General features: G+C 40.8%; 18 protein-coding genes and 1 pseudogene. 7 read left to right on the forward strand and 12 right to left on the reverse strand.

Annotated features, from left to right (window positions below; translation table 11 throughout):
• Nucleotides 1-53 precede the first annotated feature (53 nt).
• The 4 genes from OCV27_RS00480 to OCV27_RS00495 form a co-directional block, all read right to left on the reverse strand.
• Nucleotides 54-365 carry an AbrB/MazE/SpoVT family DNA-binding domain-containing protein gene (locus OCV27_RS00480; RefSeq protein ID WP_245986616.1) on the reverse strand — a complete coding sequence of 104 codons (312 nt, stop codon included), beginning with the start codon at nt 363-365 and terminating at the stop codon, nt 54-56.
• A gap of 81 nt (nt 366-446) precedes the next feature.
• Entirely contained in the window at nt 447-752 is a 306-nt protein-coding gene (locus OCV27_RS00485) for a hypothetical protein (protein ID WP_125319499.1), read from the reverse strand.
• A gap of 46 nt (nt 753-798) precedes the next feature.
• Nucleotides 799-2,181 carry a DEAD/DEAH box helicase gene (locus tag OCV27_RS00490; protein WP_125319498.1) on the reverse strand — a complete coding sequence of 461 codons (1,383 nt, stop codon included), beginning with the start codon at nt 2,179-2,181 and terminating at the stop codon, nt 799-801.
• Entirely contained in the window at nt 2,175-2,717 is a 543-nt protein-coding gene (locus OCV27_RS00495; protein ID WP_125319497.1) for a phage tail tape measure protein, read from the reverse strand. Before OCV27_RS00495 ends, OCV27_RS00490 begins: the two co-directional genes overlap by 7 nt.
• Nucleotides 2,718-2,810: 93 nt before the next feature.
• Here OCV27_RS00495 and OCV27_RS00500 point away from each other — a divergent pair, with 93 nt between their 5' ends.
• The gene (locus OCV27_RS00500; RefSeq protein WP_011149149.1) at nt 2,811-3,017 is read left to right on the forward strand and encodes a helix-turn-helix domain-containing protein; all 207 of its coding nucleotides are present in this window, start codon (nt 2,811-2,813) and stop codon (nt 3,015-3,017) included.
• Nucleotides 3,018-3,098: 81 nt separating this feature from the next.
• Here the strand turns inward: OCV27_RS00500 and greB are convergent, their stop codons facing one another.
• From greB to OCV27_RS00525, 5 genes are read right to left on the reverse strand one after another with little or no spacing between them, the layout of a single operon-like run.
• The gene (gene greB / locus OCV27_RS00505; RefSeq protein WP_022609498.1) at nt 3,099-3,575 is read right to left on the reverse strand and encodes a transcription elongation factor GreB; all 477 of its coding nucleotides are present in this window, start codon (nt 3,573-3,575) and stop codon (nt 3,099-3,101) included.
• 18 nt (nt 3,576-3,593) lie between these two features.
• A complete protein-coding gene (gmtX, locus tag OCV27_RS00510) occupies nt 3,594-4,229 on the reverse strand; it encodes a gamma-mobile-trio protein GmtX (RefSeq protein WP_185759723.1) in 636 nt (211 codons plus the stop codon).
• A 1-nt stretch (nt 4,230) separates the two neighbouring features.
• Nucleotides 4,231-8,568, reverse strand: a complete 4,338-nt coding sequence (gene gmtZ, locus OCV27_RS00515; protein ID WP_125319496.1) for a gamma-mobile-trio integrase GmtZ — start codon at nt 8,566-8,568, stop codon at nt 4,231-4,233.
• The gene (gene gmtY, locus OCV27_RS00520) at nt 8,568-9,869 is read right to left on the reverse strand and encodes a gamma-mobile-trio recombinase GmtY (RefSeq protein ID WP_125319495.1); all 1,302 of its coding nucleotides are present in this window, start codon (nt 9,867-9,869) and stop codon (nt 8,568-8,570) included. Before gmtY ends, gmtZ begins: the two co-directional genes overlap by 1 nt.
• Complete coding sequence (locus OCV27_RS00525) at nt 9,866-10,084, reverse strand: hypothetical protein (protein ID WP_185759722.1); 219 nt, start codon at nt 10,082-10,084, stop codon at nt 9,866-9,868. Before OCV27_RS00525 ends, gmtY begins: the two co-directional genes overlap by 4 nt.
• Before the next feature lie 164 nt (nt 10,085-10,248).
• Between OCV27_RS00525 and OCV27_RS00530 the strand changes: the two are divergent.
• Nucleotides 10,249-10,602, forward strand: a pseudogene (locus OCV27_RS00530) (GreA/GreB family elongation factor); the annotation flags it as partial.
• Nucleotides 10,603-10,640: 38 nt separating this feature from the next.
• Here OCV27_RS00530 and OCV27_RS00535 read toward each other — a convergent pair.
• A complete protein-coding gene (locus OCV27_RS00535) occupies nt 10,641-12,521 on the reverse strand; it encodes a putative ATP-dependent zinc protease (RefSeq protein WP_245986614.1) in 1,881 nt (626 codons plus the stop codon).
• 206 nt (nt 12,522-12,727) lie between these two features.
• On the opposite strand from OCV27_RS00535, the gene OCV27_RS00540 reads away from it, so the two are divergent.
• Nucleotides 12,728-15,040, forward strand: coding sequence for a Tex family protein (locus OCV27_RS00540; protein WP_125319492.1), 2,313 nt, complete (start codon nt 12,728-12,730; stop codon nt 15,038-15,040).
• Between the two features lie 61 nt (nt 15,041-15,101).
• Here OCV27_RS00540 and OCV27_RS00545 read toward each other — a convergent pair whose 3' ends face one another.
• Together OCV27_RS00545 and bioH are read right to left on the reverse strand one after the other, a co-directional pair.
• Nucleotides 15,102-15,572 carry an ATP-dependent Lon protease gene (locus OCV27_RS00545; RefSeq protein ID WP_125319491.1) on the reverse strand — a complete coding sequence of 157 codons (471 nt, stop codon included), beginning with the start codon at nt 15,570-15,572 and terminating at the stop codon, nt 15,102-15,104.
• Nucleotides 15,573-15,683: 111 nt separating this feature from the next.
• Nucleotides 15,684-16,481: a pimeloyl-ACP methyl ester esterase BioH gene (gene bioH / locus OCV27_RS00550; protein ID WP_125319490.1), complete on the reverse strand. Its 798-nt coding sequence runs from the start codon at nt 16,479-16,481 to the stop codon at nt 15,684-15,686.
• Nucleotides 16,482-16,543: 62 nt separating this feature from the next.
• Between bioH and OCV27_RS00555 the strand changes: the two genes are divergently transcribed.
• The 4 genes from OCV27_RS00555 (at nt 16,544) to cysQ (ending at nt 19,461) form a co-directional block, all read left to right on the forward strand.
• Nucleotides 16,544-17,269, forward strand: a complete 726-nt coding sequence (locus tag OCV27_RS00555; protein ID WP_125319489.1) for a ComF family protein — start codon at nt 16,544-16,546, stop codon at nt 17,267-17,269.
• 72 nt (nt 17,270-17,341) lie between these two features.
• Entirely contained in the window at nt 17,342-17,929 is a 588-nt protein-coding gene (nfuA, locus tag OCV27_RS00560) for a Fe-S biogenesis protein NfuA (protein ID WP_125319488.1), read from the forward strand.
• Nucleotides 17,930-18,057: 128 nt separating this feature from the next.
• A complete protein-coding gene (gene nudE, locus OCV27_RS00565) occupies nt 18,058-18,606 on the forward strand; it encodes an ADP compounds hydrolase NudE (RefSeq protein WP_125319487.1) in 549 nt (182 codons plus the stop codon).
• A gap of 27 nt (nt 18,607-18,633) precedes the next feature.
• Nucleotides 18,634-19,461, forward strand: coding sequence for a 3'(2'),5'-bisphosphate nucleotidase CysQ (gene cysQ / locus OCV27_RS00570; RefSeq protein ID WP_125319486.1), 828 nt, complete (start codon nt 18,634-18,636; stop codon nt 19,459-19,461).
• The last annotated feature ends 18 nt before the right edge of the window (nt 19,462-19,479 follow it).

The raw sequence follows: 19,479 nt of genomic DNA on the forward strand, positions 1-19,479 counted from the left end.
CCATTATGATGATACTGGTTAATGTCATATTGTTGTCGACCCATTCATCAAGCTTACTCATTCGAAGTTCCCCTTTCTTTTCTAATCATGTCAACACCATAAATTACTTCACGTAAGAGTGCCTTATTTGGTGAGTTCAAATTAGCAATGACTCGACCAATTTCATTTGCTAAATCGCAAAGCTCAATATCCCCGTCAGGAAGACTATCTAGAGCTGACATGAGGTCTGAAACAAAGGTATGTCGATTCACCAAATTTGAACCAGCCTCATTTCGGTCAGACATGAAATCATCGGTAACCCGTTCAACTTCGTCGGCGAAAGATATCCAATCTGGCTTTGTTTTGGTCAACTTTTTCTTGCTCATCGCATACAACCTAGCAGGAGAAGAGCCAGCAAACTAAGTGTATCAAAATATAAAATCTTCACTGAAACCACCTAGTCCGTATTAGGCATAGTTAAAATGGTGCTTCATGAAAAAGTCCAGATGACATCCTCTCTCTAACGCTCTTTCCTCAATTTGCTTCCATAAGAGTGGTAAATAGGTTTTCAGATCTTCCGCTTCCGATTGATGATATTCATCCTCACAGTCCCCTGCAGCGGCCTTTAGCCACTCGGAAGGGGTTAAAATAATGAGCCCAAGATGAAAATACTCTGGAATGGCTGCTCGTATTGATTCTTCGCTACCGCTAGCAACATACATTGTGAGGCCTTCACCTGTCGCATAGTAATGACTAACACCTATATAGAACATATCAACTCCTTAATGCTGGTTGTAGAATAAGAGTAATTTGAATTAGTTATAAAAATGCAGCGATGACACGCTCTTTGAAATTTCCCAAGTCCAACTGCCTAGGAGAGGTTGAGCACGCAGATATGGCTGACTGCTTTCCCGCATACTCTTTATTCCAACTAAGTTGATTGTTTCCAATATTAGTTTTTCTCTTCTGTTGTTCGGAGAAATAGGTTTGCTCTGATGGAATAGATACTGGAGGCCTATGCAGCAAACTATCTGGTTTGATAAACAGACATGAGTCCGGAATATCTTGCTCGATCTGCTCTGCAAAGCTCACCAGACTTTCTTCAGCAAAAGTGTATAACCATGCTTGTTGGTTCGGGGATGCATTCGTCCGTAAAATCCGCCCTAAAACTTGTCTGAAATAAAGTTCGGTTTTCACAAAACTTAAATGGCAGCAAACTTGTAGACGTGGAATATCGGTACCCTCACTAATCATTCCAACGCTGATAATCCATTGAGTTGTACTGTTCCGATACCCGTTGATTTTCTCTAATGGACTTTCATGACAGTAAGTGACTACCTCTGTGCTTTGCTCATATGTCTCAGCCAAAATTTTCTGAATTTCGATTGCATGTCCTACCGATGAAGCAACAACCAAACCACCGGCATTAGGGTTATCCATACGAATTTCTGCTAGCTTTTTGCAACCAAGACCAAGTACATAGGTCATTGCATCAATATTTTGTAAAATGCTTTGATACGGAGTTGCGGATTGTTTTAAAAGATCAGGAATTGACGAAAATGACTTCGATTGTCCACTTTCTGAGATAGATAAGCGATCATTATCAATTAGTACAATTTTAGGTGAACGACAGACCTTGTCGATAATCGCTTGCTTTAAACCGTATTGATAATCGCAGTGGATACGTCCTTCTGTGTCAGAATACTGTGCTAACGTAATTGGCAATAAATCTGAGCGCCAAGGAGTGCCAGATAGGGATAATGTAAACGCAGCAATTCCTTGAATTTGTCTCAAAATTTGCTCACCCCATACATTGGCATTTTCAATTTCATCACCTGAACAATGGTGAATCTCATCAAATACAACCAATACGCGGTGCTTTTTAATTGTTTCCCAAAAGCTGTCTCTAAGGTATTTCATACTCTGGTATGTAAACGATGCGCCTATTGAGCCAAGTCCACCGGTAAAAGAGCATCCCAAGCGCCATGAAAAGGTATTTTTGATACCATCAGAAATCGTTAATGATGGCGAAAAACAGAGGACCAGGTCAATTTTGTCTAAGTCATACAGCCTTTTGGCGATTTCGGCAGCGGCCACCGTTTTTCCAGCCCCTGGAGTAGCCTGAACCTGAAAATGCGAATGTCCAGCAAGATACTTTTCTAAAGCCGATCCAACACACTCCTCTTGCCATAGCCTTAACATTTTACTTCCCCACAATTACTAAAGTTTAGGACGTGATTAAGGACATTTATTTTGGCTAGATATCTAACAGAACGTTCTCTAGTCTCTTCGGATAGTTTTAACAATGATGATTTCTGCGAAGGTAACCTTTCAGACAATAGTTGAAATTCTTCTATCTCAGCTAAAGCTATCGCAAGTTCAGCTTCATACTTTCGTCGTTCCAAAGTCAGCTCATCAAGAGTAAGTACTTCATCCGAATTTTTTACGACTGTTTTTAGCTTCTGTTGCTTACGCTTTTTCGGTTTAAATACAGTTTCTTTGAACTGATCTGATTTGTGGTATGTTCTTGTCCGCCCTTGGCCCTTAGTCCAAAGTAGTCCTTTCTTTTCTAAAGGCAATAACTGACGATAAAGAAATTTACGCGCTTCCGTTATGTCCTTAAATTCTCCTGTAATCGTTAGTAGTTCGTCCCTCAAGGCAGGAACAGTTAATCCATCAAGTCCTTTCTCGATGAATAGGGTAAAAATGTATTCATTAATCGCTGTTTTCTTCGTCATAAGAGCTCAACTACGAATTAAAAATGCGGATTATAGTCCGTGGCTATAAAATCCGCAATGAAGGATATTCTTTCATTTTGAGTACCATTAAAAATGAAAGACTTAGCGAAACGGTTTGGGGATAACTTACGTAGAGAGCGTAAGCTCAAAGGTATATCTCAGGATAAATTGGCTATTTCAGCAGACATCGACCGAAGCTATGTCGGTCGCATAGAAAGAGGGGAGGTCAACATCACTCTAGAAAAAGCGTACCAGTTGGCAAGCATTCTTGGTTGCGATGTGCGTGATTTGCTGCCATAAAAACAATCCAATACTGTCCCAAGTCGTTGAACCAAAATAGGATTTAACAAAATAGCCTTATCTATTTAAGGTTCCTTATAGTTATTTCTCATATTCAATTGAATTGATAAACCATTCTTTATCCCCTTCAGGTGTATGAACAGTAAACTCATCATTCACCTCTTTCTTTAGTAGCGCTCGTGCCATTGGAGAATCGATAGATATATAATTTTTGGTACCCCCGTAGATTTCTTCTGGACCTACGATGCGAAAACTCCTCACATCACCGGAGTCATTTTCAATCTCAACCCAGGCTCCAAAAAAAACTTTACCTTCTTGTTGTGGGGAGTAATCAACCACTGTTACCTCAGGTAAGAATTTTCTGAGAAACCGGACTCGCCTATCTATCTGGCGAAGTAAACGCTTATTGAAGGTGTAGTCAGCATTTTCGGAGCGGTCTCCTAAGCTTGCTGCCCAAGTTACAATTTTAGTAATTTCAGGACGTTTTTCGTTCCATAAGTGATCATGTTCAGCTTTCAGTTTGTTGTAGCCCTCTCGGGTTATCAATTTGGTTTTCACTTCAATAATCCAGATTAATTAAATGTACTGTAGAGCCTTTTTTATGGCATCGATTGTTGCGACAGGTAAAAAAGATTTCTTCTTATCGGACGAGACTATACTGCCATTTTCCCCAAGCTCCAATTGGTTGCGGCGTAAAAACTCTGGTGACAAAATATACTCTAATGCACTTCTCTCTAGCTCTGTAAGCTTACAAGATGATGGACTTGAACCTACTCCATCAAATACTTCTATGACCTGATTAATTGGTACGACTTCTTGTAGTAATTTTTCTGCTTCTTTCTTCTGTGAATACAGGATATTTGCTTGCAGTCTGACAACAGGATCCTCAAGCTCATCAATCCATGAATAGTTTTTTCCTTTTAAAGGAGCCTTTGCTTGTGTGGTCGATGGCACAGGAGCTGCTGATATAAAACTTGCTATCAAGGTACGATAGGATTCTCCAGTTTTGTTTCTTATACTTTGAGCCGCTGGGACCCCCCGTCCTTTGCCTAAACGAGCAATGGTTGAATAACTAAAGTCATTTAATCCACGTTCCTGTTGTTCTTTACAGATAGTAAAAACTGCATCGAGAGAGCTTTGAGTTCGTGAGGAAGCATTGTTTTTTAGTTGTTTTAAAACCTTTTCTGGGCTGAGGGCTGTTGTCATACTCATACTAAACGATCCTTTTTATTGGTTTAGATTGCTTAAACAAATCCAGTATGCTCTTCTCGCCCAAAAGCTCATTGATTGATAGATCTTTTAAGGTCACTCTACCATCTATGAGTTTATCGACATTCTCCCAGCCTTTTAATCTTGTAAGCATAAGCTGGGTTAGTTGGTTACCTACAGCTAATTGTTCTTGTTCATTCAGTAGGAAAAATTGAGGTTGCATACCATTGGTTAGCATCATCTTGTCTAGCGCTTGAGAGCGTCTTGTGACAGCAATTTCATCACTACAACAGTGGTACAATTCAGCATTTTCACACACTTCGGAAAGTTGGTGAAAATTGCTTACGTCATCCAATTCAAATCCAAGTTGAGCTTGGTGTGGAACAACAAGTTGAAGTTTTTTTTCACCGTTACTTTCAGGTTCATTTAGTATTTGTTGGCAGTTGTATAAATGGCGATGAATAGCATTCATATCTGACATATAAAGGTCTAATTTCTTTGCTCGAGTTTCTATTTCAGTATTTAGGTGGAAACGTTCATCAACCAGCTTTTTTCGTTCTGATTCCAAAAAGCTCTTAGTCGTATCGTTTACTTTTAATTTATAAATTTCATGACTTATTACTTCTATTTTTTCAACCACTGAATCGAGATTCTGTTCTAATTGCGCAGAGCGGAAGGATTGAGTGTGCACACTCAGGCTAATCTCATTGAGCAAAGCGGCGAGTCCCATCATAAAAGCAGGACCAGTAACAAAAAATCGACACTGAGGACAGTTTTGTTCACCCAAGTAACCAGCTGGCACGGGATGGAATATATTGGCTTTTGTTGCCACAGGGCTCCCCCCTTCGCTACAAAAAGCGCATCCTACGGGGCAAATCCCAAAGTCCTTAAATAGATAGCTTGATGCGGGACGAGAATTGTCTAGAGAGTTTAAAAAATCTACTGAAGAACCAACCAATTGGGATTTACATTCTTCGATTCGTTGTTGCTCAACAAAGGTTTTTAGCGTTTTTACTGCATGCTTAGCTGCTTCTTTATCCCCCAGTGTCATTCGTTCACGAATACTCGCGCCTGTTTTATCACTTTTGGTGTAGTATATGGTCATAATTATGCTTGAATGACCAACAAGCTTCATTATGACTTCCAATGGGAGGCCGAATTCATAAGCATAGGCATTGATTAAGCTCACACGCATCGAATGAGGAGTATATTCAGATTTAAAATGTGAAAGAGGGATATCATTGTTATCATTTAGCTCTTCTATCACTTCGGAATATTTAAGACCTTTATATGTTGCGAGAGTTATATCGTCTTTTGCGGAAAAAAATAGTGCTGCAGCAAGCCTAGTTGCAAGTCTTCCACCAAATGTACCAGGCTCTTTATCGTGGTAATCTCGAAATAAAAAGCAATTTATTCCTTTTTGTTTTCGTTGTACTTCGTTTAGGTTAGTTCGTTTACAATCAAGCCATTTTGTTGGTTCGTTGATAGGGTTGTACTTGCTTTGCCATTTTCTTAGTTTAATTAGCCAATAAGCGAGATCGATCGGCATAAACGGAATAGTATAACCAGAACCATCGAATTTGGTTTTATTGGAAGTATAATGTACACCAAAGTCATCATTTTTTGCTTTACTTACCATGCCTTGCTTAGTGGTTAAACCTGCTAGCTTTTCTTTATTTCTCTTCCAAATAACCTTTTTTTTCTTAAAATCAGCAATCTCAAGATCAGCCTCACCAGAGTCACTATAGATAATTTGCCGACCTCGAGCAGGTAACTGCATGAGAGAATAAGTAAATGTCCAATACATTGGAAGCCAGAGCAGTGTTTTGCCATCTTCTACTTTAAATACGCAGTCTGGATCATTTTCATCAAGTAACGACACATCATCAATTTGAATCCAATCAGAGGGAAAGCAATGTAAATGAGCTAAATCCTTGTAATTAATATTTTTATCAATCGAATTAGCAGGGAATATCCATTCTCGTCCCGATTTAACAAATTGATAAGGTAATGCTAGCTTATTGGTTTCGTTAGCAACCTGGGGGGATATTTCTCCATCAAAGTTAACGTGCGAAAATGGATTATTTGCTCCTTTAATTGGTGTTATTTCCCCTGTGTCTGTATCTTCTATAAGCAAATATTTTTTGAGAATCCAGTTCAAAAACTCATTTATCGAATACAGCCATTTTTTCTTCCTGTTTACAGAAACGTCGGAAAATAAATCAAGCATCGGTTGAATATTAGTAGAACGTCTCGTGAGAAACTCTAAAGGACTTTTTTCAAAATTCTGAGGTTCGACATATTCACGAATAAACTCGCACAAATCTTTTGCTTTGGTATCACCACCTTTAGCCGATTTCAAAAATTCATCTATATGCTCAGCCCAAAGGTGCCATTCTTCTTTAAAGTATTTAACTTGATAGGGACGAGGAATTCCCCAAAGATCAAATGTATTTGTCCAGCCTTTGCCTTGATAGTGCTCTTCAGGTTTCACCGGAATCCGAGGATCATTCGATGCAATACGAAATTTTCTATATTGCTTTAAACTGGTAATGCTATTTTTTCTAACCAATGAAGCTAGCTCTTCATATTGGTATGGCCTCGGTATATCCAGAGCATCATACCAATTGGTCCACTCTGGAATGTTTTTTTCCGGCTTTGCTGGGATTTGTTTATGTTTTTTTCTAGCATTTCTGTACTGTTGTGAGTTTTTTATTCCTAGTACAGTACAAGCAACTCTAAATGCTTCTAAGGTTGATATGTTTGTAGGTAATAAAAAATTGATCCAGCTAATCCATTCTTCCGCATAAATCTTGTTGGGTGCAAATGGTAATAGCGGGTCAAGCTTATAACGCTGTTGATAGTCCAATTGAGACACAATATTTAAACTCTGTGTCGCCTTTCTCGCTTCCGCTAAATTCAGATAATAGCTTGATTCACTTATACCTAAAAAATCTGAAAATCCTGACCATTCTTCTGCATAGACCTGGTGGGGAGCAGATGGTAAAAGAGGGTCAAGTTTATAACGTTTCTGGTAATCTCGTTGAGAAACGATATCCAGTCGCTGTAATGCCGCTCTGGCCTCCTCTAAACTTGGATAATACTCGGGTTTATTCTTACCTAAAAAGTCAAACCAATTGATCCATTCTGTCGCATATTCGTTATGAGGGTGAGGTGGCAAAAGGGGATCAAGTTTGTAAAGTTTCTGATAATCATGACTAGACTGGATCTCTAATTGATTAGTTGCTTTTCTAGCCTGAGCTAGGTTTGGATAATACTTAGGTTTCGTTTTGCCTAAAAAATCTGGCCAGTTCTTCCATTCTGTCGAATAAGTTTTATATGGAGTGGATGGTAGGCGAGGATCTAGTTTATAGTATTTTAGGTAATCTTTACCTGATTTAATCCCAAGAAGCTGTGCTGCCTTACTTGCATCCATTAAGCTTGAGTAATAGTTGGGTTTGATCTTGCCAAGAAAATCAAACCAATTGGTCCACTCAGATATGTAAAATTCATTAGGTCGTGCTGGTAAAAGAGGATCAAGTTTGTAACGCTTCTTATAGTCTGGTTGAGAAACTATACCCATATTTTGGGCTGCATTTCTGGCCGCAGCTAAACTTGAATAATGCTGAGATTTAGGTTTACCCAAAAAATTAGCCCAGCCGCGCCACTCCTCCGCATAGGCGAGGTTAGGTTGACATGGTAAAAGAGGGTCTAACTTATAATGTTTTTGATAGCTAGCACTAGATGTGATTCCCTGACGTAGTGCTGCTTCCTTGGCCGAGGCTAAGTTAGGATAATGCTCTGGTTTGACCTTGCCCAGAAAATCGAACCAGTTCTTCCATTCTGAAGCATAAAATTCATGAGGTTGACATGGTAAAAACGGGTCAGACTTATAACGTTTTAGATATTCTTTACCAGACGCTATGCCAAGGCGCTTTGCTGCCTCGCTTGCTGTTGCTAAATCTGGGTAATATTCTGAATTTGTTTGCCCTAAAAAATCCATCCAGCTGGACCACTCGGCCTTATAAACTTTATCGGGGGCAAATGGAAGACGAGGATCAAGCTTATAACCCTGAAGACGTTGATATCTCCATTTAGATACAATACCTTGCTTCTGTGCTGCCATACTAGCTTCAGCTAAACTTGGATAAAACTCTGGCTTGGCTTTACCCAAAAAATCAAACCAGTTAGTCCACTCTGCAGCGTATACTTCATTTGGGTGGCAAGGTAAAAGAGGGTCAAGCTTATAACGTCTCTGATAGTCTTTGATTGATCTAATATGCAGACATCTGGCAGCTTCATGGGCTCCAATTAAATTTGGGTAAAATTTTCGCTCTTTCACTACAGTTTCTCCCTCATAACTTGCCGAACTTCATCATTAGTCGGTCGAAGATAAACAAGGCAACTATCTGGACTTTTATGATGCATTGCTTTCTGAATCTCTAGCTGAGAGAACCCTTTTTGACCTAATCGGTAACCGTACGAATGTCGATGCCCATGTGGTGTCGTCCCTAAGAATTTTGATGATTGTAGTCCTATGCGATTCACTGCTCGTTTGTGTTTTTGAATTAAGCTTTTCTTGCTTTCTGGGTTTCCAGATAAGTTAACAAAAAGAAAGGGGGAGGATGATTTTCGCCTAGATTCACTACTGAGATATTTTTGTAAAATACTAGTAAACTCAATTGCTTTGTCTTCGGGACAAAACATTACGTTGAAAGATAAATTCTGATTTGTTAATGCCGGGTTTTTCCACCCTGAATATAAGCGGTGATTTCTGGGGTATTCATTACGAGGTTTTAACCTATGTTTAGTAGCAAGAAACTCACGTCTAGTTGTGAATCCGGCGATAGGAGCCTTCCCATCACTTGGATGGAATACAGAGATTAAAGCTTCAAAGGTTTTAGTATCAATAGATATATCTTCAGTATATATCTGAAAACATTCCGATAAGCGCAGACCTCCATAATGCATCAACATAACAATTAGTTGACTGCCATAGTCAACCTTTCCCGATCTAGAAGTAAAACCATCATTAATTAATCGTTCAATATCTTCCTCAGGGAAACGATATACCTCTTCAACATCAACAAAGTGTCGTTGTGGGCCGTAAACTTGTCTGGATATCGAGAAATCATTGTTGGATGAATTATCTAAGTGATTTAGAAAGCAGTTACTACTTCGCCGATAGTAAGCACACCAACGCAGGCGTTCTTCCGCATAAGTGGCTTTTCTCATTGGATTGAGTTGAGGTAAATCAACACCATGAATTATATCGATGTAATCGCAATAACTCGTTATATGGTGCAATAGAACATTCACATCTTCATTTCTTCTGGGAGACCAAAACAGTTCGGAATCATCTCTTCCATCGTGTATGGTTCCAAATTGTAAAGCTTCAACAAATGCTCTTAGCATTTCTGTTGCTGAAGAAAAATTGAACTGCTGACGATCTATAAATTGTAGAAGTAACTCAACAGCAAATGTGTTTCTTTCCAGCCAAGAGGGTGATTTACTTCTCTTTGAGTACAGGAAGCGTAAATGAGAGATCAAAAGACCTGAATCACTAAACAGAGCCGGAAATGTGAAGGTTATACCGGTTGAGTGTGGTTTATATTGAACGAATCTCTTTAAGACATAGCTCATTTTTGTGTCTTATTATTTGATAGAAATTGATGCCCCCCTGGCCAATTATCTGAATAATAACTGGTCATACACATAGGCAAATGAGGCCTTCTTTTTTCAAGACTTTGATATTCATCTTCTGAAAGAATTTCTAAGCGTCTCGCTTCCTGACTTGCTTCTCGATAGCTCTTATAGAATTCATTCCAACCTTCGCCAATGTTTTTGTCTTTGGACATGTGAAACTCTCCCATTTACCTATAGTCATTAAATGTACTAATTAGTATTTAGTACATAGACATAACTTTTTCCAGTAAGCAGATATAAAGTAGATATTCACTAACAAACTGACCTATTCGCTAATCAATGTGCTTTAATAGTATGAGTAATTGAGTAGCACTAATATCACTATAACAAAAAGCGTTTGCGTGAGATTGACCGTAGAGTGCGTTATCTTCGCAAGCGTTTAGAACAAGTTAAAGTGATAGATTGCTCATCTCAGCAAGAAGGTAAGATTTTTTTTGGCGCTTGGGTTGAAGTGGAGAACCAAGTTGGAGAGGTGAAAAAATTTCGAATTGTTGGTCCTGATGAAATTTATGGTGATGCCAAAGGTTATATTTCGATTGATTCACCTATGGCTAGGGCTTTACTTAAGAAAGAAGTGGACGATGAAGTGATGGTAAGAACACCTGAGGGCGAGAGAGAGTGGTTTGTAAACGACATTGTTTATCAAATGGATGATACTAATGAGCAATGAACTAGCAGCCGTGCTTATGCACGACTGCAAAAGACACGTTATTTCTCGTAATCGGGTTTGTCAGTAATGATATAGTTGGCTTCACTGGAGACCATAATGCCATGTTTTAGGAAATTTTTACCTAAGATCATACTGTAGTGAAAGCGACTACGGTCCTGGAGGTTTACTCGAATTTTCTTCTCTAGCTCGCCAAGCTTAACCCGCATTTCAATCACAGGACGAACGTTAGCTTTCTCTCCCTTTTTTGCCTTGATACGCATAACATCAACTACTGGTTTGGTGAACTTTTGGCTCATTTCTGCATCGTTTTCATAGATGAAGCTAACCATTTCCTGACCATTTTTTTTAAATTGCTTGATGTTTTTAGCATTGATTGAGCTCACATCGGCGCCAGTATCGAGTTTGACAGGAAAAGACATGCCTTCGACTTGCGCGACTTCAATATGACCTGCTTTAAATAACGGTTCGTTATCTAACAGGTGGTCTGAACGTGTATTGAGCAGCACACCGCCTTTGGCTATATTATGGCCCAAGACAAAAAAAGGTTGCTGATGCTTTTCTTTGTCGAGTATATCGAGAGCAAAACGTATTGATTGTTCTTGATTGCCAACTAAAAAGTCGCCTTCCACAACGGGGCGAACAGAATCACCTACTTTGAGTTTTTTAATAACAGTTTTGGTTAACTTTTCCGCTTTACCTGTGGCTTTAGGCAGATAGAAAGTGACGACTTCTTGTTGGTCTTTTTTAGTGAGTTCGAAACTATCGACGCGAAGTAGTGGCGTTTTAACGGCAAAAGTCGGATGTGCTGGGAGGGTAATGTTATCTAATATTATGGATTCTTGCGGTGAAATAACAAGAGGACCTGCTTTTAGTGCTGAGCTGAATAATTGTCCATCATCGAGCAAGTTTTCATTGTCAGTATCAATCACAAAGTATTGACTGGCTAATTCTTTACCAATTCTTATTTGAGAACTGAACTTACTTCGATCGCGCAAATAAACTAGCCAGTACTGAGTGTGAGTTTTATCTATCTTAACAGGGAGGTAAACCAGAGGACGTTCAGCACTGCTAGTTTTGAGCATACGAACTAGGGGGAGAGTCATGGCTTGACGCTTTTTATTTTCACCTTCTAGAGAAAAAGAGACCTGTTTATTCTTTTTGTCTATTTGAATGTTTAGCGCGTGGGCACTGGTATAGCGAGCTGTGGTTGATATACTAGTTTTATAAGGTGTATCAGAGATGCTGACTAAGTCTTTTTTGCCAATCATTCTTGCGTTAGGTTGCTCTTGAAGGTAATCGTACCCCGCTAAAACCCAGGCATTGTGATTAAGATAGGTTTTACCAATCAATATGGGAGCTGAGAAGTGAGAGCGATCGGTTAAATTAACCAAAGTTTCTACTTTTTTGCCGGCAATCGTTAAAGAGAGTCTTATCGCAGGGCGTAGAATGGGCTTCTGACTAGTTCGACTTCGGATAGCGCTGACTCGTCTCAAGTCTTTGGTTATCGATATCTCTTCACCGGAGTATGGATGGCGAAGAGTGAAGCTGACTTTCACTTTGTAGGGTTTAAAATCATCTTCTGTCCATACAATGTCTATCCCCCCAATATCCTTTATAACAGCCCATAGTAATTTATCTCCCTTTAGGTTTTTGTAGTCGGGGTGTGTACTGTAGACACGAATATTTTCGGCGTGAATAGAGGTACTATCAGCTCCAGTATCAATCTTGCCAGCAAAAGGTACTTGAGCGAGTTCTGGTATATCGCTGTAGTAGACATTTTCTATTCTACCCAGAACAGGTTTTCCATCGAGTTGGTAAATAGGGTCTTGTGTGGTTGCAGCTATAGATTGCTGCCAAGCAAGTGGCATTGTGAGTAGAGTCCCTATTAGGGCTAGGGCAGAAGAGGCTTTCTTCATCATAGTGTCCCGTGTGAGTGAAAGTACAGAAGTGAATCTGATATTCAGGGTATAAGTTTTAATTAAGTCCAGTTTTGACATAAATCTGATGGATGTCTATCAGCAATTGGTAAATTTTATCAAGCTTAATTAAAAACATTGCAAATTCTATCAAGGACCCCAATGTTCTATACACAAATGACCTCACTAAGAATGAAGAGAATCACCGGATGAGCCAAGCTATCTGCCAAATGATTGCTCAGGAACTTAATGTCCGCCTAGAGCAAGTTACTGCGACTGTTAATCTGATCGATGATGGAAATACTGTGCCGTTTATTGCACGATATCGGAAAGAGGTGACAGGGGGGCTAGATGATACCCAATTACGTAACCTTGATAGCCGACTAGTCTATCTACGAGAGTTGGATGATCGTCGTCAGACTATTCTCAAATCGATTCAAGAGCAAGGCAAGCTAACCGGTGAGCTGGAAACAGATATTTGCCAAGCAGATAGCAAAACACGTTTGGAAGACTTGTATTTGCCTTATAAACCTAAGCGCCGAACCAAAGGGCAGATTGCGATTGAGGCTGGACTTGAGCCTTTGGCAGAAAAGTTATGGAGCGAACCAGACTATGACCCTGAGCAGCAAGCTTCTGGCTATGTCGACTTGGGGAAAGGTGTTGCAGATATTAAAGCCGCGCTTGATGGTGCGCGTGCGATTATAATGGAACGAATTGCAGAAGATGCTGATTTGCTTAAGAAGGTACGTGCATATCTAGCTCGCCACGCTGAACTTGAAGCTCGAGTGGTTGAAGGTAAAGAACAAGAGGGAGAAAAGTTTAAAGACTATTTCTCCCACTCCGAAGCAATTAACAAAGTACCTTCTCACCGTGCGCTGGCTATGCTGCGTGGTCGAAACGAAGGTTTCCTAACTTTAAACATGAATGCGGATCCGCAGCAGGAACAAAACGCTCGTCAGTCTTATTGTGAAAATATTATTTCAGACCATTATGGAATCTCACTCAGTCAGGCAGCTAGTGATGGGTGGCGTAAACAGGTGATTAGCTGGGCTTGGCGCGTAAAGGTGTCAATGCATATGGAAACCGAGCTAATGGGTACAATGAAAGAGCGCGCAGAGTTTGAGGCTATAGAAGTTTTTGCCACCAACCTCAAAGATCTTTTGATGGCTGCACCCGCAGGTCCTCGTGCGACGTTAGGGTTGGACCCTGGGCTTAGGACTGGGTCTAAAATTGCTGTGGTAGATTCGACCGGTAAAGTATTGGCGACAGATACTATCTACCCACATCAGCCTCAAAATCAGTACGATAAATCGGCCCAAATAGTGGCGAGTTTAGTCGAAAAATATAAGGTTGATTTAATCGCGATTGGCAACGGCACTGCCTCGCGTGAAACAGATAGTTTCGTTGCAGAGTTAGTTAAACGCTACAACCTTAAAGTGCAAAAGATAATAGTCAGTGAAGCTGGGGCTTCGGTTTACTCTGCCTCTGAGCTTGCAGCGAAAGAGTTTCCTAATCTAGATGTGTCATTGCGAGGCGCTGTATCAATTGCTCGCCGCCTGCAAGATCCTCTTGCGGAGTTGGTTAAAATTGATCCACAATCTATTGGTGTTGGTCAATACCAGCATGACGTAAGCCAATCATTGCTAGCGAAACGCTTAGATGCTGTCGTAGAGGATTGTGTGAATGCAGTCGGTGTGGATGTAAATACGGCATCCCCGGCTTTATTGACACGAGTTGCTGGGCTATCTAGCACTATCGCACAGAATATTGTGAATTATCGTGATGATAATGGCCGGTTTGAAGCTCGTACAGCGTTGAAGAAAGTTGCTCGCCTAGGGCCGAAAGCGTTTGAGCAATGTGCTGGTTTCTTACGCATCATGGGTGGTAAGAATCCACTTGATGCCTCTTCGGTTCACCCAGAAGCGTATCCTGTCGTCAAAACCATAGCAGAGAAAAACGGTAAGAAGGTTGATGCTTTAGTTGGGGATACACAATTTTTACGTGGCCTACATGCGCTTGACTATACCGATGAAAATTTTGGTGTACCTACAGTGACTGACATCATCAAAGAACTTGATAAGCCGGGCCGTGACCCACGCCCTGAGTTTAAAACGGCAACTTTTGCCGATGGTGTTAATAAGGTCTCTGATTTGGAACCGGGAATGGTTTTGGAAGGTGTCGTTTCCAATGTGGCTAACTTTGGTGCTTTTGTGGATATCGGTGTTCATCAGGACGGACTAGTACATATTTCGGCTCTGACAGACCGTTTTGTTTCTGATCCTAGAGAAGTTGTCAAAGCGGGTGATATTGTCAAAGTTAAGGTGATGGAAGTGGATATTCAGCGTAAGCGAATTGGCTTGTCTATGCGTCTTACTGATGAGCCTGGGCAAGATACTCGATCACAACGTTCAGCGCCTCCGCGTAATAATCAAGGTCGCTCGTCGTCAAACCGTAAGGATGAATCATCAAATAATGCTATGGGTGGTGCTTTTGCTGCCGCTTTTGCTAAAGCAAAAAAGTAACCTTGTATGGTAATATAAATCCCCGCAGTGCGGGGATTTTTTAGTAGTATTAAATGTTTTATTACAATACTGCTATGACATCCGAAGGTGTGTTTGGTGCGACCGCATCACCATAATGAAATTTGATTATGGTTCTACGTTTTGCCATTCTCCCTTCGGTGATCGCTGCATCAATAATGTGCCTTGGTAACCGAAAGCGCATTGCGTAGCCTTTACCCTGATCTTTACTGTAGCTTTCCAGAGCAATGAGCTTAAAAATCCTCTCAAGTACATCTTTAGGATCTTCATAATAAATGGCTTTTATATCTTCTTGTTCACTTGCTTCATAGCTTGGGTGCTCGGCTGGATCCCAAGAAGATTGCTTCCGCCTTTTATCGTCAGCTTTGACTTGACGCTCAGCGTTACTTTTGGCTAATGCCACCGTAGGGTTGACGGGTTCGCGAACCTTATTGTCTCGTGCAGCCTGTTCGGTTTGCACATTAACCGATGGAGCGATCAGCGGTACACTTACATTCGTAGGTGATACTAGCATTGTTCAACCTCCTCACGCTCAGTCAATAACGCATAATAAAACAGCGTTTTCTTGACTCGATTATTTATCGGCCTTGATGACTAAAATTTTAGCTTATTGATTAAATTATTTTTATTTTACCTCAGCAAAGCGAATGACTTGTTGGCAAAATTGCTCATTCTCGGTAATAAATGGTGCATGAGAGGAGGAATGAAACACATGACTTTGGCTCATAGGCATCAGTAGATCAACATCTTTAGCAACTTGAGCCGGAACCAAACCATCTAACCGTCCATATAAGCGTAATGTTGGAGTGTTAACCTCTTTGAGATCAAGTCTGTGGTCAATAGTTGCAAGCAGTTTTAAGCCTGAAAGTAAAGAGATGGAGTTAGGTTCAGGTCTCGATAAAACGGCATGTTTGAGGCTTTTGACATCTTGGCGTGCTGAAGGGCTACCCAAAGCCTGAAGTGACATAAACCTTGCTATGGTTAATTGTATGTCATCGATTAGCTGCTCAGTGAAGGCATTAAGTACCTTGGGTTGTATCCCTTTCCATTGTTTATTTGCAGAAAATTTTGGTGAGCTGGCAACGGTAACCAATTTAGTTATACGTTGAGGGTATTGAAGGGCGATGTGTGTAGCGATTAATCCACCTAGAGACCAACCTAGCCATATGGCTTTTTCTGGCGCGCCATTTAGGATCTGTTGGCTAAGATCTTCTATCGTGTTGAAAGTAAGGCTATTGCTATGACCAAATCCAGGCAGATCAACAATATGGACTCTAAAGTGTTGGCTTAATTGTTCGGTTGTTTGCTGCCAAACAGCGCCATTCATTCCCCAGCCATGGACAAGAACTAAGTCATTACCTTGACCAACACGTTGCCAGTATGGTGTTGTTTGTTTGATCTCATTTTGTACCACGTTTTCCATCCTCAAGAGTGGGTTTAAAAGGTTAAATTAGTCTGACTATATAATTGGCAGGTATGACGCCTATGTTAACCGATTGGATTAATAAATACACAACCTACCTGTTGCCTAATCATTGTGATTTATGTGGTTTAGCAATCGATAAGCCTTATCAGCACCCTCTCTTTTGTCGTTCCTGCCTAAATAATTTTGCACTCCAGCCTCGTTGTTTATGCTGTGGTCTTATTATGCCTGAGCAGGTGGTTCGATGTGGCAGCTGTGTTATATCATCACCTTCATGGTCACGCCTTTATTGTGTCGGTGATTATCAGGCACCACTTTCGGGTTATGTTCATCGATTAAAGTATTTAGGGCAGTTTTGGCACGCCAAAACGCTTGCTTTATTACTTGCACCTCATATTAGAGTAAAACCCGACCTGATTACTTTTGTGCCGCTTCACTGGCGCAGATTCTTGTATCGTGGTTATAACCAAAGTCAGCATCTTGCTTGGGAATTAAGTAAATATATGGATGTCGCCTGCTCCGGGCTGTTCCGTAAAGTTAGGACTACAGCAAGACAGCAAGGCATGACAAAGAAGCAACGAGTGCGTAATGTCAAGCAAGCTTTTGAACTTTGCCAAGTTATTGATATTGATCATGTGGCGATTGTTGATGATGTATTGACAACGGGGAGTACTGTCGAGCCGCTGTGTCAATTGCTGCATCTACATGGGGTGAAAACGATTGATATTTATTGCGTTTGCCGTACCTCTGAGCCAACTGATAACCTAAGTGGTGCTAATTTGATCTAAAAGGCTAGATCTTGAGGAAATCAGGAGTAAAATAAGAGGTAAATAGCCTACAAAATTACTCAGGTATTCGTCGTGTCAAACTCTATTATTATTACTGAAAATGCCCAGCAGCACTTTGCAAATCTTTTAAGTCAACAGCCTGAAGGAACTAATATTCGTGTGTTTGTTGTAAATCCGGGCACTCAAAATGCCGAGTGTGGTGTTTCGTATTGCCCTGTGGAAGCTATTGAGTCATCTGACACTGAAATTAAGTATCAAGGTTTCTCTGCTTATATTGATGAATTAAGTCTGCCATTTCTCGAAGATGCTGAGATTGATTTTGTGACAGATAAAATGGGGGCTCAGCTGACTTTGAAAGCGCCCAATGCCAAAATGCGTAAAGTATCAGATGATTCACCATTACTTGAGCGGGTTGAGTACGCGATTCAAACACAAGTTAACCCTCAATTGGCAGGTCACGGTGGGCATGTAAATTTAGTTGAAATAACGGAGGATGGTATTGCTATCGTTTCATTTGGTGGTGGCTGTAACGGTTGTTCAATGGTTGATGTAACTTTAAAAGAAGGCATAGAGAAAGAGTTGCTTCAGCAATTTGAAGGTGAATTGACGGCTGTTCGTGATGCGACAGAACACGATCGTGGTGAGCATTCTTACTATTAATCACCAGTCAGCAATGTAAAATAAAGTCTTTCATTTGAAAGGTTGACGGTAAAGTCAGCCTTTTTTGTTTTCAAAACAATTTGTTTTCTCATATATTAGTGGCTTACCCATAACTAAGGAGTAAGTTAGTGGCTAAGCGGATCCCTCCTAAAATCCTAAGTAAGCAAACCGTTGCTCAGTCTAAGCTATTTACTGTAGAAGCCATTGATTTACGCTTTAGTAATGGTGTTGAACGGACCTACGAACGTATGAAGCCGAGCGGACGAGGTGCGGTAATGATGGTGCCAGTTACGAAGGATGGCGATTTATTGCTCGTACGTGAATATGCAGCGGGCACAGACTCTTATGAGTTAGGATTTCCTAAAGGTTTGGTGGATCGTGGAGAGCAGCCTATTGATGCCGCTAATCGAGAGCTTAAAGAGGAAATTGGATTAGGTTCCAATAAACTCACGTATTTAAAAGATGTCGTCCTCGCCCCTTCTTATTTTTCAAGTAAAATGACCTTGTTTATTGCAGAAGATCTATACTCAGAACAACTAGAAGGTGATGAACCAGAGCCTCTGGAAGTGATTCGTTGGCCACTTTCTCAAGCACAAGAGCTTCTTAATCACCTCGATTTTTGTGAAGCGCGCAGCATTACAGCGCTATTGCTTGCTCTACGTACACTACAACCATGATCAATGTAGAGCGTTGAAGGATTAACTATGCCAATGACAGACGACTTTTCCCAGCATTTACCAGCCGTAATTGATATTGCACGTGCGGCAGGGCAGTTAACGCTTGATATATATCAGAAAAAAGATTATCAAGCCTATACTAAAAATGACCAAACACCTGTGACAAGTGCGGACATCGCCGCACACAAGCTAATTTTAGAAAAACTCACGGAACTAACCCCAGAAACGCCAGTGCTTTCAGAAGAGGATGCTGATGTTAGCTTTAATAAACGGACTAACTGGCACCGTTATTGGCTAGTCGATCCTTTAGATGGAACACAGGAGTTTATTGCGCGTAGCGGTGACTTTGCTACCATCATTGCGCTGGTGGAGGATCATCGACCAGTGATGGGCGTTGTATATGGTCCAGTATCAGGCGTAACCTATTACGCCTACAAAAATAAAGGCGCCTGGAAAATTCCAGATATGGATGAAAGCTTGCGCATTAATACTCTTAATCATGAGGGACAGGCGGACTCAATTGCTATGGCGATTAGTCGCAGGCAAGATATCAGCCGTATCACCAGTCGGATGAACAGTCGCTGGAACTATGACTTAGTTCCATTAGGGTCTGCTGCTCTTAAAGCATGCTTAGTTGCAGAAGGAGCGGTTGATTGCTATTTACGCTTGGGGCCTACAGGAGAATGGGATACTGCCGCGACCCAGTGTATTGTTGAGGAGGCTGGAGGACGAATCCTGAGTACTCAACTAGAACCTTTGTCATACAATGAGCGAGAGACGTTGGAAAACCCTAACTTTATTGTGCTCGGTGATCAGAGCTTGCCATGGGATGAGATTCTACAGGTTAAAGACTAGGGGCTGTTGGTCTTTTGT

Source organism: Vibrio pectenicida (assembly GCA_024347015.1).
GTDB classification, from domain to species: Bacteria; Pseudomonadota; Gammaproteobacteria; order Enterobacterales; family Vibrionaceae; genus Vibrio; species Vibrio pectenicida.